24 protein-coding genes, 1 tRNA gene and 1 pseudogene are annotated in these 24,579 nt (G+C 39.1%); 16 read left to right on the top strand and 10 right to left on the bottom strand.

Translation table 11 applies throughout. From position 1 onward, the window contains the following. Positions 1–375: 375 nt before the first annotated feature. Positions 376–939, top strand: a complete 564-nt coding sequence (locus tag DSM106972_RS28090) for an arsinothricin resistance N-acetyltransferase ArsN1 family B (RefSeq protein WP_127083773.1) — start codon at positions 376–378, stop codon at positions 937–939. Between the two features lie 66 nt (positions 940–1,005). On the opposite strand, the gene sir is transcribed toward DSM106972_RS28090, so the two are convergent. Then, entirely contained in the window at positions 1,006–2,796 is a 1,791-nt protein-coding gene (sir, locus tag DSM106972_RS28085; protein ID WP_127083772.1) for a sulfite reductase, ferredoxin dependent, read from the bottom strand. A gap of 301 nt (positions 2,797–3,097) precedes the next feature. Next, entirely contained in the window at positions 3,098–3,631 is a 534-nt protein-coding gene (locus DSM106972_RS28080; protein WP_127083771.1) for an outer membrane beta-barrel protein, read from the bottom strand. Between the two features lie 281 nt (positions 3,632–3,912). Here DSM106972_RS28080 and DSM106972_RS28075 point away from each other — a divergent pair. After that, positions 3,913–4,852, top strand: a pseudogene (locus tag DSM106972_RS28075) (ADP-ribosylglycohydrolase family protein). 59 nt (positions 4,853–4,911) lie between these two features. Here DSM106972_RS28075 and cutA read toward each other — a convergent pair. From cutA to DSM106972_RS28055, 4 genes are all read right to left on the bottom strand, one after another. Beyond that, positions 4,912–5,229, bottom strand: a complete 318-nt coding sequence (gene cutA / locus DSM106972_RS28070) for a divalent-cation tolerance protein CutA (protein WP_127083769.1) — start codon at positions 5,227–5,229, stop codon at positions 4,912–4,914. A 144-nt stretch (positions 5,230–5,373) separates the two neighbouring features. Beyond that, complete coding sequence (locus DSM106972_RS28065; protein WP_127083768.1) at positions 5,374–6,408, bottom strand: transposase; 1,035 nt, start codon at positions 6,406–6,408, stop codon at positions 5,374–5,376. Positions 6,409–6,422: 14 nt separating this feature from the next. Further along, positions 6,423–7,301 carry a hypothetical protein gene (locus DSM106972_RS28060; RefSeq protein WP_127083767.1) on the bottom strand — a complete coding sequence of 293 codons (879 nt, stop codon included), beginning with the start codon at positions 7,299–7,301 and terminating at the stop codon, positions 6,423–6,425. A gap of 131 nt (positions 7,302–7,432) precedes the next feature. Then, positions 7,433–8,092, bottom strand: a complete 660-nt coding sequence (locus DSM106972_RS28055; RefSeq protein WP_127083766.1) for an Npun_F0813 family protein — start codon at positions 8,090–8,092, stop codon at positions 7,433–7,435. Positions 8,093–8,383: 291 nt separating this feature from the next. On the opposite strand from DSM106972_RS28055, the gene DSM106972_RS28050 reads away from it, so the two are divergent. The 6 genes from DSM106972_RS28050 to DSM106972_RS28025 all read left to right on the top strand — a co-directional run bounded on the left by DSM106972_RS28050 (position 8,384) and on the right by DSM106972_RS28025 (position 13,913). Then, positions 8,384–8,457, top strand: a tRNA-Arg gene (locus tag DSM106972_RS28050). Positions 8,458–8,809: 352 nt separating this feature from the next. Further along, positions 8,810–10,324 (top strand): hypothetical protein, encoded by a 1,515-nt coding sequence (locus DSM106972_RS28045; RefSeq protein ID WP_127083765.1) that lies wholly within the window; start codon positions 8,810–8,812, stop codon positions 10,322–10,324. A gap of 284 nt (positions 10,325–10,608) precedes the next feature. Then, the gene (locus DSM106972_RS28040; RefSeq protein WP_186538389.1) at positions 10,609–10,872 is read left to right on the top strand and encodes a hypothetical protein; all 264 of its coding nucleotides are present in this window, start codon (positions 10,609–10,611) and stop codon (positions 10,870–10,872) included. A 100-nt stretch (positions 10,873–10,972) separates the two neighbouring features. Further along, positions 10,973–11,377: a hypothetical protein gene (locus DSM106972_RS28035; RefSeq protein ID WP_127083764.1), complete on the top strand. Its 405-nt coding sequence runs from the start codon at positions 10,973–10,975 to the stop codon at positions 11,375–11,377. A 183-nt stretch (positions 11,378–11,560) separates the two neighbouring features. After that, positions 11,561–12,250: a conjugal transfer protein TrbI gene (locus tag DSM106972_RS28030; protein ID WP_127083763.1), complete on the top strand. Its 690-nt coding sequence runs from the start codon at positions 11,561–11,563 to the stop codon at positions 12,248–12,250. Between the two features lie 409 nt (positions 12,251–12,659). Next, positions 12,660–13,913 carry an S-layer homology domain-containing protein gene (locus DSM106972_RS28025; RefSeq protein WP_127083762.1) on the top strand — a complete coding sequence of 418 codons (1,254 nt, stop codon included), beginning with the start codon at positions 12,660–12,662 and terminating at the stop codon, positions 13,911–13,913. 23 nt (positions 13,914–13,936) lie between these two features. Here DSM106972_RS28025 and DSM106972_RS28020 read toward each other — a convergent pair whose 3' ends face one another. Further along, positions 13,937–15,241: a sensor histidine kinase gene (locus DSM106972_RS28020; protein WP_127083761.1), complete on the bottom strand. Its 1,305-nt coding sequence runs from the start codon at positions 15,239–15,241 to the stop codon at positions 13,937–13,939. A gap of 317 nt (positions 15,242–15,558) precedes the next feature. Between DSM106972_RS28020 and DSM106972_RS28015 the strand changes: the two genes are divergently transcribed. Then, positions 15,559–15,876, top strand: coding sequence for a DUF3155 domain-containing protein (locus DSM106972_RS28015; protein ID WP_127083760.1), 318 nt, complete (start codon positions 15,559–15,561; stop codon positions 15,874–15,876). A gap of 396 nt (positions 15,877–16,272) precedes the next feature. Here DSM106972_RS28015 and DSM106972_RS28010 read toward each other — a convergent pair whose 3' ends face one another. Then, a complete protein-coding gene (locus DSM106972_RS28010) occupies positions 16,273–16,800 on the bottom strand; it encodes a cofactor assembly of complex C subunit B (protein ID WP_127083759.1) in 528 nt (175 codons plus the stop codon). A 56-nt stretch (positions 16,801–16,856) separates the two neighbouring features. After that, a complete protein-coding gene (locus DSM106972_RS28005; protein ID WP_019492178.1) occupies positions 16,857–17,204 on the bottom strand; it encodes a PadR family transcriptional regulator in 348 nt (115 codons plus the stop codon). Positions 17,205–17,788: 584 nt separating this feature from the next. Between DSM106972_RS28005 and DSM106972_RS28000 the strand changes: the two genes are divergently transcribed. The 5 genes from DSM106972_RS28000 (at position 17,789) to rpsN (ending at position 22,001) form a co-directional block, all read left to right on the top strand. Beyond that, on the top strand, positions 17,789–18,349 hold the full coding sequence (locus DSM106972_RS28000; RefSeq protein ID WP_026093157.1) for a DUF3611 family protein: 561 nt from the start codon (positions 17,789–17,791) through the stop codon (positions 18,347–18,349). 110 nt (positions 18,350–18,459) lie between these two features. Beyond that, complete coding sequence (gene serS, locus DSM106972_RS27995; protein WP_127083758.1) at positions 18,460–19,740, top strand: serine--tRNA ligase; 1,281 nt, start codon at positions 18,460–18,462, stop codon at positions 19,738–19,740. A gap of 126 nt (positions 19,741–19,866) precedes the next feature. Next, positions 19,867–20,934, top strand: coding sequence for an RIP metalloprotease RseP (rseP, locus tag DSM106972_RS27990; RefSeq protein ID WP_127083757.1), 1,068 nt, complete (start codon positions 19,867–19,869; stop codon positions 20,932–20,934). Next, entirely contained in the window at positions 20,931–21,602 is a 672-nt protein-coding gene (nth, locus tag DSM106972_RS27985) for an endonuclease III (protein WP_186538388.1), read from the top strand. The genes rseP and nth overlap by 4 nt, the downstream gene beginning before the upstream one ends. Before the next feature lie 96 nt (positions 21,603–21,698). After that, positions 21,699–22,001: a 30S ribosomal protein S14 gene (gene rpsN, locus DSM106972_RS27980; protein WP_026093156.1), complete on the top strand. Its 303-nt coding sequence runs from the start codon at positions 21,699–21,701 to the stop codon at positions 21,999–22,001. A gap of 67 nt (positions 22,002–22,068) precedes the next feature. On the opposite strand, the gene DSM106972_RS27975 is transcribed toward rpsN, so the two are convergent. Next, positions 22,069–22,401, bottom strand: a complete 333-nt coding sequence (locus tag DSM106972_RS27975; RefSeq protein WP_019492172.1) for a DUF8822 family protein — start codon at positions 22,399–22,401, stop codon at positions 22,069–22,071. Between the two features lie 44 nt (positions 22,402–22,445). Between DSM106972_RS27975 and aat the strand changes: the two genes are divergently transcribed. Then, positions 22,446–23,036, top strand: a complete 591-nt coding sequence (gene aat, locus DSM106972_RS27970) for a leucyl/phenylalanyl-tRNA--protein transferase (RefSeq protein ID WP_127083755.1) — start codon at positions 22,446–22,448, stop codon at positions 23,034–23,036. 169 nt (positions 23,037–23,205) lie between these two features. Beyond that, complete coding sequence (locus DSM106972_RS27965) at positions 23,206–24,567, top strand: pentapeptide repeat-containing protein (RefSeq protein WP_127083754.1); 1,362 nt, start codon at positions 23,206–23,208, stop codon at positions 24,565–24,567. The last annotated feature ends 12 nt before the right edge of the window (positions 24,568–24,579 follow it).

Genomic DNA, 24,579 nt, shown 5'->3' with positions numbered 1-24,579 from the left:
AACTCCCTTGTTGTTAGTTCTCTAATATAAATATAGATGATTGCATCAATAAATAACTATTTTCTCTAATGCAAGCTTTTATTATAAGCAACATTCTAGTTTCTTTCCTTCGCGTACTTTGCGGTTCGTTATATAAATACGATTTTTCACGAATATTAAGGACTATTTATTATATCAATTGAATGTTTAATAATTTAGATAAGATATGATTTCTATATCTTAATAAAAAATTTTATTGAATAACAAACTCTGAAAGACGCAAATAAAAATAAATTACTATATTGAAATTTGTGAATTATTAAAAAAGTTGCTAATATGATTGTTCAAAAATGATTTAGGATTGCTATATTAATCCTTTGATATTCTGATTTTTCTATGATTCGCCTTGCCACAGTTGATGACGCTGCCTCTATTCAAGCTATATACGCTCCATTTTGCCTATCATCACCAATAACATTTGAAACTGAGGCGCCTACTATTGAACAAATGCAACAACGTATAACCAAACTGCTTCTTCAGTATCCCTGGCTAGTATATTGTTCTGATAATCAAGTTTTAGGTTATGCTTACGCGGCGCCGCATCATGAACGTGTAGCTTATCAATGGTCAGTAAATGTCAGCGTTTACATACATGAACGCGCACGACGTATGGGAATTGGAAAAAGTTTATATACTACTTTATTTGATGTCTTAAAGCTTCAAGGTTACTACAATGCATACGCAGGTGTAACACAACCTAATATACCAAGTATGCGCCTACATGAATCATTAGGCTTTCAGCACGTTGGTACTTATAAAAATGCCGGATATAAATGTGACGAATGGCATGATGTTACTTGGTTAGGACTAATACTACTACCAACGGCGCCTGACCCGAAACCACCTACTAGCATTAAATTATTGCAAAATACTAATTTGCAACGGATACAACGGATGTAACGGATGAGTTATTCGTGACGAACAAATTTTTGTTCTATAAAATTACCTATCCGTTACATCCTAGAATCATCCGTTGCCAGCTTCTACTCCAGGTTGATAGTTTTCGCTAAAGGAACGAATAGCATCAAAACCAACGCGCGCACAAAAATCACCAAAACTTTCTTTTTTCTTGCGCGACTTTTTGAATAATACAAAAATCGGTTCAAGGAAAGTTTCTAAGTCGTCCACGTGCATTTTTTCGGTGTACGGTTGTGCCAGTCGAGTTTGATTTGGACATCCACCTAACCAAACTTGGTAGGATAATGGCGCACTACCCACAAATCCTAGTTCTGCCATATAAGGACGCGCACATCCGTTCGGACACCCTGTCATTCTAGTAACGAAATGCTCGTTTGGCAAACCGACTTTATCTAATAATGCTCGTATCCGTTGTAAAAAGGATGGTATTGCACGCTCAGACTCTGTTACAGCTAAACCACATGTGGGTAAAGCAGGACATGCCATAGAGAATCTTTCTAACGAGTCAATTTTTTCTAAGTCTGTGACTACACCATTACGATTCAGAATTGCTTCAATTTCTTCTTTGTGTTCAGGTGCAATATTACATAACAGCGCGTTTTGATGCGGTGTTAGATGTATTGGTAAGTTATACTTCTCAACGATTTCGCGCAATGCTGTTTTAAGCTTAAAGTCACCTTCGTCTTTTACACGTCCATTGTCGATGGAAACACCCAAAAATAATTTACCATCGCCTTGTTCGTGCCAACCCAGAAAGTCATGATATCTAAACTTGATGAGTTTCTTAAATGGTTCGACAGGTTTACCAAAATATTCTTCAACTTTCGTGCGGAACTTGTCAACACCCCAATCATGTATTAAATACTTTAATCGAGCATGGCGCCTGTCGGTTCTATCACCATAATCGCGCTGTGTGGCAACAATTGCTTTTACCAAGTCGTAAACGTCTTCTTTTTGTACATAACCGATAGGGTCTGCGGTACGTGCGAAGGTTTCTTCTTTGTTATGAGTTCTTCCTAAACCCCCACCAGCAAATACATTAAACCCTTTAAGCTCACCTTTTTTATTGGTAATGACTACCAACGTCAAATCTTGACTATATAAATCAATTGAATTATCTCCTGGTACTGTCACACTCACTTTAAATTTACGTGGCATGTAGTGCGTACCATAGATAGGTTCTGGGTTATCATGAACAATTGTACCCGTACCATTCTTTTGACGTGCTGCTACGACTTCTGGATTTTCTTCAGCACTAATAGCTTTTTCGCCATCCAACCAAATTTCGTAGTAAGCTCCTGTTTGTGGTGTTAGTAGCTGGGCTATATTTTCGGCATATTCCCAGGCATACTGATAATCGCGTCTATTTTTGAAAGGTGCTGGTGGCGCCATTACGTTACGGTTCACGTCTCCACAGGCGCCTAATGTTGAACCCATGCTTTGAACTATAGCAGCAATCGAAGGCTTGAGATTTTTCTTTAAAATCCCATGTAACTGAAACCCTTGGCGAGTGGTAGCACGTATTGTATGATTACCGTATTCGTCAGCCAGCTTATCTAAAGTCAAATATAACTCTGGTGGCACAAAACCACCTGGGTTACGTGTCCGCAACATCATCTGATAATCTTTCTCTTGACCTTTAGCACGGTTATCACGATTATCTTGCTGGTACGAACCATGAAATTTCAGAATTTGTACAGCATCTTCGCTAAAGTGATTCGTGTCTTGAAGTAACTCAGTAGCAACTGGTTCACGTAAAAAATTACTACGTTCTTTGAGTCCTTCGACTTTAGAAGGTTTGCGGGTTTCAACGGCAGGAGGAGGAGCAGATTGTACCATTTCTGTAAAATAAAGTGTTCTTATTAAGTCATCACTACACGCCGAAACATGGTAAGATTTAGCACCCATTCGGCTACGGATGTACGGTAATCCGGTCGGGATTAAGTTGAATTATTTATATTCTACCACGTCAAAAAGCCGACTTGACTAGTGATGTAACACTAGAACAAACCCGGCAATAATACTTATTAATTATTTATAAATAGTCAATAACTCGTTGCTAATAGTTAATAAGTGGGCAGCAAATACCATTCTATATTGATAAAGTATTAACTATTAGCTAATGGAGAAGGGTAAATTTCTATCTAAAGCGATAGCCAACACCACCGTTAAGGCTAACACCAGAAGCGGAGCTATTCTGATAAGCGTTGACACCAACAGTCGCGTTGCTATAGATAAGGAAATTTTTAGCTACTTCTGATTCAACACCAGCTACAACAGCAACACCGTCTTTGTTTCCACTAGGAGTTGGCTTGCCGTCTTCTTCAACAAATTGATAACCAGCACCAACATAGACGTTAGTACCTTTTGCGACAGGTACGTCTACAGTCAGGTGGGGAATAATTGCGCTTGTTTCGTCACTGAAGTTGATTTGAGTGCGTGCTGATACTGGTCCACCCAAGTTAAGACGACCATGAATATTACCACCAAAAGTTGCAGCGTCTCCATTTTGACCACCATTGGTGACACCAGCAGAAATACCAACACCTACATAGCTTGCATTAGTACCTTTTTTAGGCGCCGCACTAGCGGAACCAGCAGACATAAAAATTGGAGCAATTGCTATCATCGATAATGCAGAAATTGTCACACAAGACTTCATCACACCTTTCATATTTTTAACCTTTTTTGTAAGTATCGCTTTATATTCAATGTCGAAAAAAATACTAAAAGGTTCCAGTTAGTTTTCGACTTTTCGCGCGTCAAACTTGCTATTTAAAATTTGTATTTATCAGTAGATAAAATTACAAAAGTATTATTTATACAGCCTTTTAGCGAAAACACAGGAAAATTATATGTTTCAGATGACACTTTTTAATCTGTCACACTTTCGGGAACAAATAAGTTATAAATGATACGACCATTATTTATATGGTGAGTATCCAAAGAATTATTATGTTAAACAATCAAGTGTTATCTGGTTTAATGGGTGTTTGTGTGGGTGATGCTTTAGGAGTGCCTGTCGAATTTACCAGTCGTGTAGAGAGAACAGCATCACCAGTAACTTCAATGCAGGGTTACGGAACATGGGATCAACCACCTGGCACTTGGTCTGATGATAGTTCCTTGACTTTTTGTTTAGCAGAAAGTTTATGTAATGGTTTTTCACTCGATGCTATAGCTAAGTCTTTTTGGCAGTGGTACCACGAAAGTTATTGGACTGCTAGGGGTGAAGTGTTTGACGTTGGTAATACAACTTTTATGGCTATTGTAAATTGGAAACAAGGCGGCTCACCCGTAGACGCAGGTGGTAAAACTGAGAACAGTAATGGTAATGGGTCGTTGATGCGAATTTTACCAATGGCTTATTTATATAGAGAATTAGAATTTTCTGAATTAATTAAACGAGTACATCAAGTCTCTTGTATCACTCACGCTCATCCCAGGTCACAAATGGCGTGTGGTATCTATATTAGTATTGCAGTTGCTTTACTAAAAGGCGCCGATAAACATGCAGCTTACCTAAAAGGCATAGAAAACGTTAAAGATATTTATAGTACATCTGAATGTAATCTGGAGATGCAGCATTTTGAACGAGTATTTAATGGCGCCATTAATAAACTACCAATAGAGAAAATTAGTTCAAATGGATATGTAATTGACACACTAGAAGCATCACTGTGGTGCTTTTTAAATAGTTCTTCTTATGCCGAAGCTGTACTAAAAGCTGTGAATTTAGGATTTGACACAGATACTACGGCAGGTGTTACAGGTGGGTTAGCAAGTATTTACTATGGTTTTGATAATATACCTAATGACTGGGTAGAACTAATTGCACGTAAAGATGACATAATTGATGCGCGCAAATCGATTTCCTAAAATTATATATAAATAAGATTTCTTCACATTAGGTGCCCAAATTCCTAGAGGATAAATTACGTAAAAATATATCCTCTAGGAAAATCCGGTGTTTTCAGAAATCCAGTTTAAATAGAGTTGTGAACCTGCAATAATGGGAAGAGCGATAATTTCGGGTACTTCGTAGGAGTGTAATTCACGAATTTTAGCTTCTAAGGTACTAAACAGGCGCCTGTCGGTTTTGATAAATAATTGAAATTCAGGTTCATTGTGAACTTTATCTTGCCAAGTATAAATTGATTGAATAGGGAAAATGTTGACGCAGGCGGCAAGCTTTGATTCTACAAGGGTTTTAGCTATGGTTTCTGCTTCTTGCTGTGAACTCGTTGTCACCATTACTACACAGTAATCCATAAAGTATAAAATCTATGGTTTTTATACAAGTAAACAAACAATGAGGGTTAACTGGTTGTCAACCCTCAAGGTAGCGAGCGCTAATAATGTAGTTCATTGCTCATAGCCCATCTCTCGTATTGAGTACTGACTAATGATTAATAACTACACAGAGGATAATGAATAAACCTGACCGTCGATTAACAAGCGGGTTATGCCTTTAGCTTGTAATTGATAGCGGGCTTTGTGCAACATCCGGCTGTCAGGAACTTTAATCACGCGGTCGCGTTTGGTCGAAAACCGTTTGGCGACTCTATGATTATCGAATATGGGTAAGGTACGTTGCTGGGTTTCGGGGTTAGGTATTTGCCCTAAGTCACCAAAATCACGCAATGGACGGGTGATTAGTTCTGCGGCGCGGTCGATAACGAGATAACAAGTTCTAGGTAAGCTAGCTGCTGATAGAGGTAAAACTCTAACTAAGCTATCACCACGTCGAGTTACTAATGGTCGAGGCGCCTCCCATTCTTCATCGTCGTCCTCGTCTTCATCATCGAGGTCGTCCAAATCATCTAGGTCGTCCCCTTGGTCATCGAGTAGTTCCTCGCCAAACATCTCAGCAAAAGTGTTTTGCGTTGCCTCTAACTGCATTGCTGTTGTATCAGCACGTATATCCTCTGGAATATCCTCCTGATATTGAGAATTTTCATAAGAAGGTACATTGGATGATTTTGTTTCTAGCAGTTCTAACTGTTTTGCAACAGGTCGAACAGGAAGAGGCGCCTCTAGTTCTGCGGAAGAGCGTTTTTTACGTACCCTGCGAACCCCAACTTCGCCTTCAATTGCTTCTGTTGGCATCGGAACCTCTGGTTGTGGTTCTTTTAGTGCTACTGGAGGCAGTTTAGTTTTGCGAGGAGTTGCTGGTTTTTCAACTTCTACAACAGGTTCGGGAATTACGGGTTGTAAGCTAAACTCTGGGATATTTTCGTAACTTACCGTAGCTCTTCCTTCTGGTGTACGCGCTGCTCGCTTAAGCGAAACAAGGTACTCATACTCATCTTCGGGTAAAGTACTTTTTAGCAAACGACTAATTGTTGAGTTGCTAACGTCGTACTTCTCCGCTAAGGTTGAAGTTGTTTCAGCACTTTCGCGATAGCACTTAAGTATCTCTTGTTTGTCTGACTCTGTTAGTTTTCTCACGGTAGATACCAAATCTAGGCTCGTTTTTTTGAACGTTCGCGCCGCGAACGATTGAGAGATGCGTCATATTCTAAGACAGCACCCATACCAAATAACACTCCACTCCATACATAGAACACTTCTAGTATCCCTCCACTTTGATAATTTTGTATCCACGTAGTAGCGTATTTTTGCCACATATCTGCGATATATAGCGAAAATGCTGCGGCTGCAATCATTCGCCAAGATAAAGAAACACGCCCACCCCAAAATGCTAGCAGTAAAGCAGTAGCAATGATTAATAACAACACGTCACTAATCACATAAAACCAGTTTAATAGCGGAGCAATTTGAACTGCCCACTCTTCAACCTTGTCTTTTTCTACACCTGCTGGTTGATTTGATATTAACCATGCAAGCGCACTACCACATATAGCAATCATCGCTATGATAATCCATTGCCAAGACTCTAGTTTTATTCGTCTCGAAGCCACTGCTAAAATCATTGCGGAACCCACAACTATATAGGTAATCACGAAAAACACATCGCCAATTGAAGGGAATGGCTCTTGCTTTAAAACAATTTCTGTGTAGCCAAAGAATACTCCTCCTAAAAAGAAAGAAAGCATACCTATGCCCATCAACAGCCAAACATTGCGGTTGCTCACCAAAACTTGGCTGCGCCAATTTCTTAAACATAGAACACCTGCACCAAGATAAGCCACTGCTTCAAAAATATTTGTACCAATTATGTACCAATCCGCGCGCTTTAAACTCCCGTCACTAGAAGGAACCTCAGCGCTAAATAACAGAAAGTACAAAAGCGTCAGCACACCCCAACCTAGACTAGCTAATACGATATTCTGGGTTGAAAACAGCGTAGATGGATACGAATTCTTATAAGTGTTACTCATACTAATTTATTTGTGCTATGCATGTTGTAGTTTTTTTAACTCAGTTTGATTCACTGCTTGCAGTTCAAACCGCTTAAACCCACAATATACTCGCTTTACCCAAACTTAAGCCTAAGTAAAACTACTAAAGACTAATGCCAAATTTTATTCACAGGTGATTGATTGAGCCAACTTATAAAAAACGAACGGTCACTTTCTGACATCTCTTGTAATTTATCAACAACAGGATGAGCAAAGTTTGTGTTCCCAAAATAAACTTTGCCCAACCGATGGAGTTCCTGTAAAAACGTAACTACATGATTTTCCTGCCAAGTTGGCAATTGAGCTGCCTGTAATGGGTTGACGTTTAACAAATATTTAAATAACTCAGGTGAAGATGCTTGGGGATATTGCTTTTGTCTACACACTTCTGCCATATCCTTTTCAAATAATACGGCTTGTCGGGCGCCTAGAAATTCTTCAATGTCAATATGTATCGACTGTAGTAATAAAATACTAGCTACAAGTAAAGTCGTCGTCTTTGTCGAATCTTCAGTTTCTGTACCTAATTGCTCAAGACGAACTTTTCCCCAAACGCTGTAACGGTCTGGTTCTTCGAGAAGAATACAAGCTTTACCTCGATTATCCGTCAACTCACGCCATAATGCCTTGGCTTCTTCTTCTTGATTTGCTCTAAATACACTTATCAACCGAAAAGTTTGCCCCTGGTAATAAAGAATGGGCACCTGCTGGTCGCGCTTTGGGTGCTGAATGGTTGATATTTCAACATCCTGCCGCTTTAAAATGAACATGACAAACGCTTCACTACTCCTGACAGGGGCATTGTTATTTTTTATAAACAGCATACTGACTCTGAAAGCCAATTGCGTTTACTTTGTGTCTTGTATATCAATATACTGGATACAAGTTAGCATATTTTTAGTTTTATTCAACTTAACTATTCACCCGGCGCCTCATCAATGCTATCCTGTGATTATATAAGTAACAATATATCTTACACCTAGATTTTAGTCTGGACTAAAATCTATAAAACCCTATTGCTTTTTTTCAAAAATTGATATAAAATAATTGTAACGTAGACTGGGCGTGTAACTCAGGTGGATAGAGTAATTGCCTTCTAAGCAATCTGCCGCAGGTTCGAGTCCTGCCACGCTCATTTTAAAGGCATTTTAAAGTCTTTGCGAAGCTTTCTTAATTTAGTAATATCGTACCATACTTATGGTAGATTTACCAACATAAGAAGTTTGGTTTAAAAAAAATTGAAGCATCATACAAAAAATAAGGGTTAAATACTGTTGTCAAATAACCTAGGTTTTCCTAGGTTCAATCAACTACAATCAGCGAAAAATAAGAGTAAAAATACGTCTCTATTGAGTCAGCACAACAGATAAAGGTATAAGTGTAATCAAAAAAATTCCAAAAGTTGAACAAAATATCTTGACACAAGCGAAAATATAGAATATATTCAAGAGTGGTGGAAAAATAAATGCACTATAGAAATTCGGAAAATGGTAACACTCACCTATGTGAAAGGATTGCCAACGCCAGAGTCGGAAATGAACCAGCTTGGCTTTACTGAGTTCGAGATGTTTTTAAATGCTTTTTCAACCATATTTAAACAGGCAGTTAGTGAAACTGTAAATGTAATCTTGTCCAAAAAAGATTTTCAAAAAGGCAAGAGCAAGTTTAATACTTACTTACAAAGCAAATACAGTCTAAATAAAAGGCAAGCGACTGGAGTTATTACAAGTGCTTTAGCTAAAGTCGATTCAGCAAAAAAATGTAGATTAAACCATATTAAACAGCTAGAAGGTAAATTAAAGTCTGCTCTAATTTGGTTAAAAAATGCAGAAAAAAGAATAGTTGATAGCCAGAAATTTTACGCTCAGAAAAATTGGGAAAACTCTTTAACAGGATGCAACTTACCACTATGCTGTGATTTGGAGACGGGTCGCTCTAACTGGCATGGTTTAAAGTTTCAGATTCATAACAAAAAACGTTATATTTATCAGTTGTCAAAGAAAATAGCTGATTTAAAAGTTGCGACAATCAAAGTCAGCGTTTCAAGTTCAGAAATATTTATAGTTGGTTCAAAAGATGAATCCTTTGGAAATCAATCTTGTCAGTATGATGGTACGAAAATTCGTTTAAAAGTACCTTATTGTTTAGAATCAAGATTTGGTAAATATATTGAAACAGAAATAGGTAATTTTGATAGAAATATTAATAGACTTCCTTCATTCGGAGCTAAAACTTGGCATTTTTATCGAAAAAATGGTCGTTGGGTAGTAGCTGTTCAATTTACTCCTAAATCAATCAAAGCAGTTAGTAGACCGATTCAATACGGTGCGATTGGAATAGATATTAATCCAAAATCTATCGGCTGGGCTTATGTTGATAGCTATGGTAATTTATTTGATAGTGGCACAATTCCTTTATTAACTGGCTTATCGAGTAACTCAAATCAGCAACAATTAGTTGATGCGTGTCTAGAATTAGCGAAATTAGCCAGTAAATATGCAAGTCCTGTTGTATGTGAAGAATTAGATTTTTCAGCTAAAAAACAAAGATTAAGAGAGAAAGGTAAGCGATATGCTCGTATGCTTTCTGGATTTGCTTACAGTCAGCTATATCAATTGCTAGAAAGTATTCTTTCAAATCGTGGCATTGCTTTATACAAAAAAAATCCGGCATATACAAGTTTAATTGGTTTGGTTAAATACTCTCGAATGTATGGCTTAAGTAGCGAGATATCCGCAGCTTTAGTCATTGCAAGAAGAGGAATGAATTTGTCTGAGAAATTACCCGCATCCACAAACACTTACCTTGAGGTGAATTCGAGGAAACATGTGTGGAGCGGTTGGTCTAAACTCAATAAATTAATTCGTCAAAGCGTTGATGTTGTGTCTAGGCATGACTATTACAATGTTCCTAACTGGAGTGTTTTGGTCAAGGTTCATGTTGAGCGAGTAGCTAGTAGTAATACTAGTAAAAGTCGAGCATGTTCCAAGCGAAAGCGTTAAAACATTTTGACGTCAAGTTACACCGTAGACTTATGCCGAGGTTTACCTAGGTTTTTAGAAGCGGTAGATAAGAATCGTAATCATTACAAACCTTATAAGCCTGATGATTTTGATTATTATGCTTTGTATCTGCCCCATTTAGATAAAGTTGTGATCCATCGATTAGTTTTGCTGGATGTAAGATAACCACTAAAGTACCATTATCTACTCAACCTTTTTATTGGTGGGAAGACTTTACAGAATTTACGCAATCTGCATCAAAACGTACTTATAAAGACTTTGGTGTGGATTTGCGACAAAGAAAAGTGAATCCAGATGCAGGAATTAAACGACGTAAAGTCGAAAGACCATCAAAAGAAGAATTGGAAGTTATGGTCCGGCAAATACCAATGAATCAATTAGCTAAAAAATTCGGTGTTACCCCACAAGCAATAAATAAATGGTGTAAATCTTATGGAATCGAGAAGCCACCAAAAGAACATTGGGATAAAGTCGCTGAAACATTCGCTCAGTTTGGTATTGACCTAAATAATTACTACACCACTTAAGTTTTGTCAAAAAAGTAGAGGCGCCCACAATAGTAACCATTTAGGCAGGCGCCTCTCCCTTATTATTAAGATGGTAAGTCTTAAAAAAGGAGCAGTGATAATGGTTCGGTTAATTGTAATAGCTGTGATGGTAGTGTTACTAAGCGGATGTAACAGTAACCCACTGACACCGACAAACAAATTGGTCAAAAAAGCCATTGCAGTTCAACTAGAGCAGACTCAACAGCAGCTTGAGCTACAGTTAGATTTAGATGTAAAAGGATTTAACGTTAAGCATCTAGCAATTAAACAGCTACAATCTAAAACAATCAACACCTTACCTGCTTACATAGTTAAAGGAACTTACGATTTATCGTTAAAACTGAGCGAGCGCGAACTGACGCAGCCTAAAAAGCCATTTGAAGTTTACATGCAGTTACAAAAGGAAGGCAAGACATGGCGCCTGCTGCAACCACAAAAGAATAGTGACGGTGAAACTGGTTGGTATAGCTATCTAATTGAATAAAGTAAATAAACTAGTTAGCTCTGATATTTTGGAACAACTTTACAATAGTTACGTCTTAGCAGTTACTCAAAAAATACATTCAATAGATATATATCGTAAGACAGGTTGTAAAAATATTAGAAACTTTCGTCAGTACCTCCGCGTCAATAAATTTAACGCTCATAAAATTGAGGAAACTTGAACATGAAAAGCCTTCGCCGTTGGAAATCTGGTGCTGCTGCCATGATGGCAATGGCAATTACCACAGGTACAGTTGCTCCTATATTTATATTGTCACCAGCTAACGCTCAGTATAGAATCGGGCAACCAAGAAACGGTGGTAACTATAACCGTGACATTACAATTAGTTCCGGAGCAAGAATTCCAACTACATACGAAAAAGATAAAATTATTGTATCCAAAGATGAAACTGTAGATATTACCCTTACAGTACCTAATAACATTACTGATAGTAGAGGAAATGTATTGATTCCTCGCGACAGTAAAATTAGAGGTAAAGTTCAGCCAGCTAATAGAAACTCTCAAAAAGGCGCCCAATTTGTCGCGCGCGAAATTGAGTTCCCGAATGGACGCAAGCAACAAATCTACGCAGAATCGAATATTGTTACTAGTACAGAGAAAATTACAAAAAGTTCTAATACTGGTCAAATTCTCACAGATGCGGCATATGGTGCAGGCGCCGGTGCTATTATCGGATTGATTACAGGTAACAGAAAGATTGAAATTGGCGAGTTATTAGCTGGTGGTGGTGCAGGCGCCTTAGCAAGTATCTTACTACGTCGTAACAATGCAGAAGTAATATCTATAGATACACAAAGAGACTTGACGTTAAGACTAACTGGTCCGTTGACTGTATCTTTAAACAACAGATAACACCTCAAAAGCGCACGTGACTTTTAACATCCCTAGAAAGCAGCGGTCGTACTCAACAGAGACGACCGCTTAATTATTGGTATAAGCTCAAAATTTTTTTAATAGCTATGCAACTATTTTTTTTATACTGCGTCATTCAATACATCAGGCTCAGAAAAGAGTCTTAGAAACCGGGTTTCTATGTAAAATTTTCATTTTCATTACAGATATTGGAAAAGAAACCCGGTTTCTAGGGGATTTTTTAATGTCTTTAATAAGCAGGTTTGGTATTTATATATTCAGTACTTCATTAAATAATTACATCTAAATGATATTACTGAAATTAGCGTAAAATTTGGAACATTCAAACCCCAAGAAAGTCAAATTAACTAACAAACAAAAGCAAAAAGTGTTGAGGAGAAATAAAAAAATGGCATACAGAAATCGTTTATCATCGGGTATGGCAGCATTCATGGCTATGGGTATTACCGCAGGTACAATTGCCCCAATGGTCGTATCAGCACCATCATTCGCTCAAACAGCAACTACATTTACTGATGTGCAGTCCGATTATTGGGCAGCGCAGTTCATTCAACAATTAGCGCAACGAAATATTATCGCTGGATTCCCTGATGGTTCATTCCGTCCACAAGCTCCAGTAACGCGCGCTCAATTTGCCGCGATGATAAACAAAGCTTTCCCGAAAAATTCAGTTCGTCAAGGTACAACATTTACAGATGTACGCAGCAATTACTGGGCGAGTAGTGCAATTCAACGAGCTTACACTACAGGGTTTTTGTCTGGGTATCCTAACAATCGTTTCGCTCCAGAAGAACAAATTCCTCGCCAACAAGTATTAGTTTCACTAGCTAATGGCTTAGAATTTAGTCCTCAAGGTAACGTTGAAACCACACTACAAACCTTTAACGATTCTACAAATATTGCGAATTATGCTCGCTCACCAATTGCAGCAGCAACAGAAAACCGAATTGTAGTTAACTATCCTAATGTTCAGTTCCTTAACCCTGAGCAAGTAGCAACCCGCGCTCAAGTAGCAGCATTTATTTATCAAGCATTAGTTAGTACTAATCAGGTTGCTGCCATCAACTCGCCATATATTGTCGCACTTAACGAAGTTGAAAAACCTCCTGTCGCTGTTGTAATTCCTCAAGGTACTACAATTCCAGTTAAATATGACAAAGCAGAAAAAATTCTTGTTACTCAAGATGAAACGGCGCCTTTAACTTTAACAGTTGCTCAAAACGTAGTCACCGATAAAGGAACAATTGTAATTCCAGCGGGTAGCCAAGTTATTGGTCAACTTAAACCAGTTAAAGGTACAAAAGGTTCACAATTTATAGCAGACAAGTTAGTAACTACTACTGGTCAAGAATATAAAATTACTGCTCAGTCTGAAACAATCACTAAAACTCAAAGAATCGAAAAAGGTAGTCGTATTGGTTCTGCACTTAAAAATGCAGCATTAGGCGCCGGAGCAGCAGCAGCAGTTTCTGCCGTAACTGGTGACCGCGCTATTGCAACAGAAGAAGTTCTTGGTGGTGCAGCAATTGGTGGTTTAATCGGCGCCTTCTTTGGTAGAAAGAGCGTTGACCTAATTGTTATCGACCCCGACACCGACCTCCAAATGACTATCGGTCAAAACTTGCAGATTTCCCTCAAATAAGTAAGATGGGCAGTACCCCCAACTTACGAAGCAACTGGCAACCATACAATAAAAGTGGTTCCTACAATGTCGGACGATTTAATTACTGAATTAATTGCAGGGCTTATTACTTGAATTTCGCCCTGCATTTGCTCTATTAACTGTTGAGCAATAGAAATACCTAATCCTGTTCCCGGAATATCTGTTTGTGCTTGCACCCCTCGGTAATGACGTTCACCAAGATGCTCTAAATCTTGTTGTGGAATACCTGGACCCGTATCACTAATCTCTACTCCTTGCATATTCCCCTTAAAAAGCCCCGCTTCAACTAAAACTTTTCCTCCACTAGGAGTATATTTCAAAGCATTATCAATAATATTGCTGAAAACTTCGCGCAATGCTTTACTCGACGCTCGTAACAAAGGTAACTGACTTGGTATATTACTAATTAACTGTAAACCTCGCTCTGCAGCAATGGCATTTGCAGAGTCTAATAGTGGTAAAAGTATATCTTTAACATCGCAATCAGTTTCTAGTTCATCAGAACCAGGTAATAATAATGCTCTTCTTGGTGAATTTGATGAAGGCGCCGAAGCTTGTAATTGTTTATTAGACTGTAACAAAGGAGCAAATTCAGAAGCTCTTAAATCAATCACTTCATCAAATTTCTGAAGCAATTCTTGCAAACGGTCGCTTTCACGCACAATCGATGTCGCAACCTCACGATTTTTATCTCCTGGTTGCAACCGCTTCATTAATAATTTGCCAAAAGTTCGTAATGCAGTTAATGGGTTACGAAATTGATGTAACAAGCTATCTAGTAGATCTTGTTGTTTTTCCTGAATAATTTGAGACGAATGTAACTGAGAATGCAACCAGGCTCGTTTCTGGTCTAAAATGCACGCTATTGCCAGCGTTTGTACAACCCGTTTAATTTCGCCTCGCTCTTGTTCATTCCACATTCTTCCAAGAGTACATGTTGTCACTAAAACGCCCAACATCATATTTTCATGAACCAACGGCAAAACCAACTGGTTATCTATATTATCTATATTAGGTAGAAAAATCGCATTCACATTTTTAGTACTATCAATTGTACTACTATCTGTTGCATTATTCCGTACTAAAGAACTAAAAGTGTTTAAATCATCCTCGTTTGTATCGGCGCCGATTATCGCTGCTGTTTCGGGGAAAATCACCACAGGAACTAATTTTGCCTCAGTTACATGGGCTTCAACAAGTTCAGTAGTCAAATATAAAATACTCAAAGAGGCTCCCAGCCCTTGGGCCAACAGCGCCATCTGCTCCCTTACCAGAGCAATAAACTCCGTACTGGCGGACATTAACATTTTTAGCTACTGCTTGGCAATTACGCTCCAAGCCACAAAGGTACTTAACAATAATAACGCTCTCCGGATTATTGTGTTAACTGACCCAGGCATAGGTTACACCTTCACTCCTACGATATTTTTGTTATCAATCTCAATTTATCAACCTGCTTTGGTATTATTTTTGGACATTCTACTAAAAAAGTTTTACGCCTTGTCCTAAAGAGTTGTATCATTTACTTAAAAACAGTTGATTTTTTAATTTATAAATTTTATAATTACGACGGATTTTGTAGCTATAACTACAATCTTTTTGCTTGAAAGAGGAGGAATTTAGCTTGGCAAGGAGACGCAAGCGGAAGAGCCGTAGGCGCCAGGAAGGACGGCGAATTCTTGAGCACGTGCCTCAATATAGCATCGACAGCGGTGAGGAGAAACCTGTAACGGCAGCCAGAAGGTTCATACAAACCGAAGGTATTCTGCCACCTGCTTTGTTACTCGTAAAGCGTAACGAACATACTACAGATCGATACTTTTGGGCTGAAAAAGGTTTGTTCGGTGCTCAGTACGTTGAAGAGAATCATTTTCTATTTCCTAGCCTGAGAACATTGGAGCCTCCTTTGGGGCAGGAGGTACTGGCTATCGCAGGTAGATAAAAAATCAATTACCAAATGTCAAGGACAGTTGATATTTTTGGTCATTGACAATAATTAACTGGCAAAGAGGCGACCTTTATTTAAAAATTTATTTTTTCTTAATTATGTAGCTCGCTTGCCAGCCATATTACAATTGTGTTAACACCCCGAAAGCCTCAAAGTGACTAATGTAAGAGCTACAACGGGTGAAATAATCGCCTTTATGAACGTTGCCCAAATCGCTATCGTTATATAATGGTGCCATTCTACCGTAAGTACAATTGATTCTCCACGATGTAACATCATGGAGAATCATATTTGCTTTGCACTGGTAATTTTCACAGGTTTGTCGAGACGATTAAATTAAGCACTTGCCTAAACAATCTGAACGAGTAAAATCTGGGAAACACTATTTATTCAAATATCTTCTAACTGTAGTGCCTCTCGTAACTGGATAATTTCATCACGATGAGCAACTACAGTTATTCGGCTTGAGAAAGTTTCATTGCTTGATGTCGGTTCAACCCGAAGCAAAACTTTCTCAAGCCTTCCAGCTTTTCTCCAATAAAATAATCCACTTAAAGGCGCGAGAAGCAGCAACCCCAAACTGAGGGCGCCGATGTTCGGAAAAAGCTGCGACAAAACCAAGGCAAGGCATAATGTACCGACAGTAGATAGAAGCGTTAGGAACACTGCTAAAAACAGGCTAGGTCGGACAAAACCTTCAAAGGTAACTTGGTTTTGGCCCGGGTCTACCGCTGCCACCCGGTAAGACCGCGCTTGGAAATATTCCTTCAACTGCGGCAAAAGTATTGCTTCAAGTTGCTTTGAAGTTAGTTGTGCTGTTTCGGTACGGTCTTTAGTCGAGGCACGGATGAAAAAAAATTGCCCAACCAGTAAAAGTATCGTTAGCATCAACGTCGATGGCAGAATTGCACTATCCATAACAAGCAGTCAGGTTCAGATTAGAGACGATTTATTCATTATCAATTATTCGTCAATTAAGACCTCTCCTTGATATACTTTTGCCATAGCTGGGCTAACGAATTTGCGTGTTCCTGCCATTCGGGAGAAATTTGGTACATCCGTCTAGGACGACCTCGCCCTTCGAGCTTTTTCCAGTAACCAGTAATTGCCTTTTCGTCTTCCAAGAATTTAATTGCACTATATAGTACAGTGTCTGAAAGTCGATAAGTTGGGTATTCGTTTTCTAGTTTCTGGATTAACTCAGTACCGTAAGATTCTCCCTCGTTAAGCAAAACTGATAAAATGTAGCATACCGCAAGTTCTTGGCACAAGTAAGTTGGCGGAGGATTGTCAAAAAACTGATATATATCCTCTAGTTTCATGGTTGGTGAATGGCTATAAAAATGCCTGAGGGTTAAGCATACGAGTTATGCTAGTCAGTATATAGTGCTACCCCCTGATTATGTAAGTATATAACGTTACTTAGGGTAAAATGCCACTAAGTTTCCGATACATACAACTCCCATGCTGACTATCATGGGATGGGAGAGACAGTCCTTAAGACACTGTAAAACAGAGCCTTAATCAACGCGAGCATCTTGTGTGGTGAGGAGCGGTACTAGTAACAGCAGATGCCGTTACCTTTGTGTTAAGTGACGCCAGGTCTATTAGGACTGCTTAAGCATAAAATGCCACTCAAGATATTTTAAAGGTAAAATGCAATATTTATTGTAAAACTTAACAATCACTTTCTATGACAGTGATTACCGAAAGCAACACTGTTCCAAAAATCAGCTAAAAATCAGTAATCGTTGGAGTTTGTAATATCAAATTTATACCTATTTATACATTTTGATTTCCGTATAATACTGAAACATTGTATTTAAGTAATCTAGAAAGAATTTTCGTAATGTGATATGTGATAGTAGACGAAAGTGACCGCGCATTATATAGCGCAATAGAAGCTATGACAGAAAAATACGATTCTCAACTGCGCGCAATTGCACAACTTTTCCGCCGTATCGGTTGGATTACTTTTTGGGCACAATTAGTTCTAGGTGTTGTTTCTGGCGGCATTTTACTATTTGCCAGCATTAGTCCAAGACCAGCAAATGCATCTCCTAACACAGGCGCTGGACTAGGTGTATTTTTTGCCATTAGTGGACTCGTTGCCTTGGGTGTAGGTATTTTTATTTCTTTTCGATATGTTCAAATTGGTAGACGACTTGACTCTCCAAACTCCAATAACCGTCCTCGTAAATTAGAAACGGTTCAAGTTGTGCGTTTAGGCTTAATCGTACATTTAGTAGGTATTTTGCTAACACTTGTCGGCGCCCAGGCTATTGTAGGTGTACTACTAACCAAAGCTTTAACATCAACCCAACCAGGTGTCATCACCCAGCTTGACCCTAGTCGAGTTATACAACCACTAGATATATTTGTAGTCCAAGCCAATACCAATACAGTTTCCGCACACTTTGCTGGACTAATTGGGTCAATCTGGTTACTAAATCGAATTACAAAATAAATTGCGATGTACTATACTTTATTTGCGTCATATGAAGCCAAAATTAATATATGGTGGTGTATTGGCAATACGATATTAATTATTTAGATAGTTAGAGCTAGAGAAAACTTGTGCTAGATATCAAGCAAATACGCGAAAATCCTGAATTAGTACAGCAGCGGTTAAACACGCGCGGCGGTAATTTTGATATTCAACCCATACTAGAATTAGATAAACAGCAACGCGAACTCGAAGCAACCCGAAATCAACTTCAAGCACGCGGAAACGAGATTGCCGCATTAATTCCACAAAAAATTAAAGCAGGTTCCAACCCGTCATCTACTGAAATCGCTACGTTAAAAGAAGAAGGCAAATCTGTTAAAGAACAAATTAGTTCATTAGAACCACAAGAAAAAGAAATAAAAGATAGAATCCAAGAATTTCTACTCGCACTCCCGAATTTGCCCAGTCAATCTACACCTGTTGGCAAAAATGAAGATGAAAATGTAGAAGTCCGAAAATGGGGTACTGAGTATATACCTCAAAACAAAAGTATTATTCCTCACTGGGAAATTGCTGATAAACTCGGCATAATGAATGTTGAACGGGCGGTAAAAGTAGCTCAAAGCCGCTTTATTACACTTGTTGGAGCAGGCGCCGCATTAGAACGAGCATTGATACAATTTATGCTTAACACTCAAATAGGCGCCGGATACATAGAAGTAATTCCACCAATTTTAGTTAATACCGAATCACTAACAGCAACAGGACAACTGCCAAAATTTGCAGAAGAAAGCTTTAAGTGTGCAGCAGATGACTTATGGCTCATACCAACAGCAGAAGTACCCGTCACAAACCTTTATCGAGGAGAAATCTTAGCAGCAGAAAATTTACCCATATATCACTGCGCTTATACCCCCTGTTTTCGACGTGAAGCAGGAAGCTATGGACGCGATATGCGAGGTTTAATACGTTTACATCAATTTAACAAAGTTGAACTTGTTAAATTCGTAAATCCTAGTACTTCGTTTGAAGAACTCGAAAAATTAGTAGGCAACGCCGAAGCTATATTACAAGCATTGAAATTACCCTACCGCGTTATAGAGTTATGCACGGGTGATTTAGGTTTTGGTGCGGCAAAAACCTATGATTTAGAAGTTTGGCTACCTTCCTCTGAAAAATACCGCGAAATTTCCAGTTGCTCCAACTTTATGGACTTCCAAGCAAGACGTGGAGACATTCGTTTTAAAGAAGCTGGAAAAAAAGGAACCTCTTATATTCACACACTTAATGGTTCAGGTTTAGCTATTGGCAGAACAATGGCAGCTATTTTAGAAAACTACCAACAAGCTAATGGTACTGTACGGATTCCCGAAGCTTTACAACCATATCTAGGACGCGAAGTGCTTTAAAACGCCTATCCGTTACATCCGCTCATCATCTGTTGCCCTAATTAATACATTCTGTAGAGGTGAGAGCTAGTTACTGGCTTTAGAATGGAAACATAGCGTCCTAAAAGATTAATTAAAGTTCACTCTATGTCATTTTTAGCGGCAATCGCAGTCTTAGCTGTTTTAATCCTGGTTCATGAACTAGGTCATTTTATAGCAGCAAGGTCACAAGGCATTTATGTTAACCGCTTTTCGTTAGGCTTTGGACCAGTAGTCTGGAAATACCAAGGCCCGGAAACCGAGTATGCAGTTCGTGCTTTCCCGTTAGGCGGTTTCGTCGGGTTTCCAGATGATGACCCGGATAGCGATATCCCTCCCCAAGACCCAAATTTGCTGCGTAACCGTCCAATTTTAGACCGGGCGATTGTTATCAGTGCGGGTGTAATCGCCAATTTAATATTTGCTTACTTATTACTAGCTTTACAGTTTGGAATTGTTGGAGTGCCTGAAGGTTTTAACTTTCAACCCGGCGCCATAGTCCAGCCAGCTTCGGAAACATCTATTGCTTACCAAGCGGGTATTAGAGACGGTGACATTATTCTGGCAGTTAATAATCAGGAAATTCCTGCTTCTAAAGAGGCATTGTCCGTACTTAGACAACAAATTCAAACTCGTGCTAATCAAGAGTTAAATGTAAAAATTCAGCGCGAACAAGAACAACTCAGTTTTAAACTGACTCCCGAAGCTGATAAGGATGGTAACGGCATAATTGGGATTAAACTTATCTCACCCAACGGTAAACCCATTTATCGCCACACCGGAAATATCGCTGAAATTTTGAGTATCGCCGCAAATCGTTACCAGCAGATATTTTTTGGCATCGTTCAAGGTTTTGGACAGCTAGTTACTAAATTCGGTGAAACTGCCGGACAAGTAGCAGGCCCTGTCAAAATTGTCAAGATGGGCGCCAATATCGCTCAAAACGATGCGGGTAACTTGTTCACCTTCGCAGCACTTATTAGCATCAACTTAGCCATCATCAACATTTTGCCTTTACCAGCTTTAGATGGTGGACAACTAGCATTTTTGTTAATTGAAGGATTACGTGGTAAACCTTTACCTACCCGTATTCAAGATGGTGTTATGCAAACAGGTTTAGTGTTACTTTTAGGATTAGGCATTTTTCTAATTGTCAAAGAAGCATTGTTCCAGTGAACCTTACTCGCAATCGGTCATCTAAAAAACAACGGGCACACGAAGTACTCGTCCGCTTAAATCGTTTATACCCAGACGCGACCTGTTCTTTAAACTATTCAACCCCTGTACAACTGCTGGTAGCCACAATTCTATCAGCACAATGTACAGACGAGCGTGTAAATAAAGTCACACCAGCTTTATTTGCCCGTTTTCCAGATGCCAAAAGTATGGCAGAAGCTGACATCGCGGAAATTGAAGAATTAGTGAGAACCACAGGCTTTTTTCGTAACAAATCAAAAAACATCCAAGGTGCCTGTCGAATGATAGTTCAAGACTTCAATTCGCAAGTGCCCAATCGAATGGATGATTTATTAAAGCTGCCAGGAGTTGCCAGAAAAACGGCAAACGTTGTTTTAGCACACGCATTTGGTATTAACGCCGGAGTCACAGTTGATACTCATGTTAGCCGCCTTAGTCACCGTCTAGGCTTTACAAAACACGAAGATCCCATCCGTATCGAACGCGACTTAATGAAATTATTACCGCAACACGACTGGGAAAACTGGTCAATACGGTTGATATATCATGGTAGAGCAATATGTAAAGCCAGAAAACCCGCATGTGAAGCTTGTGAACTGGCGCCAATATGTCCCACCGGAAAGAAATTATTACCAAACCCAACGTAGAGACGCGATTAATCGCGTCTCTATAGATTAATCGCGTCCCCACAAATTTATGTATACAATAGGGAATGCTGTCAAAAAATTAATCTTGAGACTGTAATGGCAAAGAAGAGCATGATAGAGCGCGAGAAAAAGCGCACGAAAATGGTTGAGAAGTACGCAGCAAAGCGTGAAGCTTTACTTGATGAGTTCAGAACAACCGAAAACCCACTACAAAAGTTGGAAATTCACCGTAAAATTCAACAATTACCTCGTAACAGCGCACCCACCCGTCAGCATAACCGTTGCTGGGTAACAGGGCGCCCAAGAGGATATTATCGTGATTTTGGTCTTTCCCGTAACGTATTACGCGAATGGGCACACCAAGGTTTACTGCCAGGTGTCGTAAAGTCAAGCTGGTAAAACGATTTTAGATTTTAGATTTGCGATTTTGGATTCAATCTAAAATCCAAAATCTAAAATCCCAAATCTACTGTCCGCAACATTTATTATCAATACCTAAACTTTCTAAGAGAATATCGCTGACTGCATTAGCAATAGCAAACTCTCCATAGAAACTTTTAGAAAAATCAAACGCCTGCATCTCGGTTACAATTGCTAAAACCAAAGAACCGAGGTCATTTTCCCCTTCCATACGTTGACGTATAAAGATTTGCGCTGCCCGCTCCGCGATTTTTTGGTTCACCGCTTCAGGGATAAACTGACTATCAAGCCATTGATGTAAATTTTGTTGTAGCCAACGACCTTCTTGTATTGGGTCAGAAGCAGGTAATAAAGTTATAGCTGGAATTGGTTCTGTCATAAGGATTGCATATAGCTATTTTTTATTAGAAGACTACTATTCTTATGCAGTACGACGTTGATAGTATTATTCACGGTTACGCTCAAGGCTATTTTCTCATGGCTGATGATGATAATCACCTGGGTTGGTACCAAAGTCGTGACCGTACTCTTATTCCTCTTGATGAACGCTTCCGTTATCCGAAGTCTCTACGTCGAGTTTTGAACAAAGATACATTCAGTGTAGCAATTAACCGAAATTTTCCAGCGGTAGTAGAAGGCTGTGCGAACCGAGATACTACTTGGATTTCTGACGAGTTAAAAGATGTGTACTTAAACCTCAATCAAGCAGGTTGGGCATATAGCTATGAAACTTGGCTCGGCTCGGAACTCGCTGGTGGTATCTTAGGTATTGTTATCAACGGCGCCTTTATTGGTGAGTCAATGTTCTTCAATATTCCAGATGGGTCTAAAGTCGCAATGGTCAAACTTGTACAACACTTACAAGCACGCTCATTTGTATTATTCGATGCCCAAATGATGAACCCACACCTCGAAAGATTTGGCGCCTATCGTATCAAAGATAAAGAATACCAGCGTTTACTCGAAAAAGCTTTACAAGCTAATTGTTCTTTTTTATCACAAGTTGGTGCATGACGCTACATGTCTTGTCGCTACGTTGAAGTTTCTTCATAGCGTCACGCACCCTACATTAAATTTTAATAAATAAGAAGGTCTTTATAAAAGGTTACACTAGCAAAAATATGTTTGTAAAGTGTTATCCTACAAACGTATTTTGATTGTTCCAACTCTGTTGTAAATTTACATGGCTCAAGATTATCGCCGTGCGAAGCTCAGAGGTAAATCCTTTAAAGGCAAAGACCTTAGTGGCGCCGACTTTTCTTACTCCAATATCCGAGGTGTAGACTTTAGTAATGCTAATTTAGAAGGTGCAAACTTTAGTCACGCTAAATGCGGACTACAAAAACGCTCTTGCCTTGTCTTAATATTCACTGCGTTACTACTTTCGGCTTTATCTGGTTTACTTTCAGCAATAGGTGGCTCATTAGTCGGAATTTTATTACTCGATACCAATCGTGAAAACCTTTATGTCGGTATTATTAGTTTAGCTGTATTACTAATATTCTTTCTCATCACTCTATTTCGAGGAGTTAGTGCTGCATTTGGATTTATGGCATTATCGGTAACGTGTGCTGGACTTGCAGCAGTTGGATGGGCTGGAATAGTCGCAGTTACATGGGCAGGTGGTACTGCACATGCTGGAGCAATGGAATTAGCGCAAGTTGTAGCTGTCATTGTTACAGGCGCCGTAGGAGTTGTCGCAACAATTCTTGGTACCGTTACAATAGCAGGCGCCGTAGCACTTGCTGGTACCATAGCTGGTATGATTGCCGTTACTATTGCCATTTCTATTGCAGCAGCACTTTCTGGAATCATGGCTGTAATGGCAGCAAGAGTTAATCCACTTGCTGGAGGAGTTGCTGTTGCAATTGCCGTAATTGTAATTCTACTATCTGCTTATGTCGGTTGTCGTGCCTTATTTGAAGACGAAAAACAAAGTGCAATTCGTAACTTAGCTTTATCAACAGTTACTCGTTATGGTACCAATTTTCAAGACTCAAATCTTACCGATGCTGACTTTACTCGCGCTTCAGTCAAAAACGCCAACTTTCTGAGAGCTAATTTAACACGTACCTGTTGGTTTGAAGTTAAAAAGCTAAACCAAGCAGTCGTAGGTAAAAGTTATCTTGCAAATCCAACAATTAGAAAAATCGTAATCCACAAAGACCTCCACAACCAAAACTTTGACGGTTGGGACTTGCAAGGTTTAAACTTGCGTGCAGCAAACTTGATAGATACCAGCTTAGTTGGCGCCAAACTAAACAACAGCGACTTACGCAACGCCAATTTAATGAGAGCAAATTTAATGCGCTCCCAAGTCGATAATACAGACTTTCGCACCGCAACCCTTACAGGCGCCTATATCGACAACTGGGGTATAACACCTCAAACCCAACTTGAAGGCGCCGAGTGCGAATATATATTTATGCGCGTACCAACAAAAGAAAACCCCAACCCCCAACGTTTACCTGCCAACTGGGAGGAAACATTCAAACCCGGAGAATTCGCCCGATTCTTCAGTCCTTTATCAAGTACATTTAATTAGCTTACAATCAAT

Source organism: Dulcicalothrix desertica PCC 7102 (genome assembly GCF_003991905.1).
GTDB lineage: Bacteria > Cyanobacteriota > Cyanobacteriia > Cyanobacteriales > Nostocaceae > Dulcicalothrix > Dulcicalothrix desertica.
This window is presented reverse-complemented; position numbering and strand designations above follow the sequence as displayed.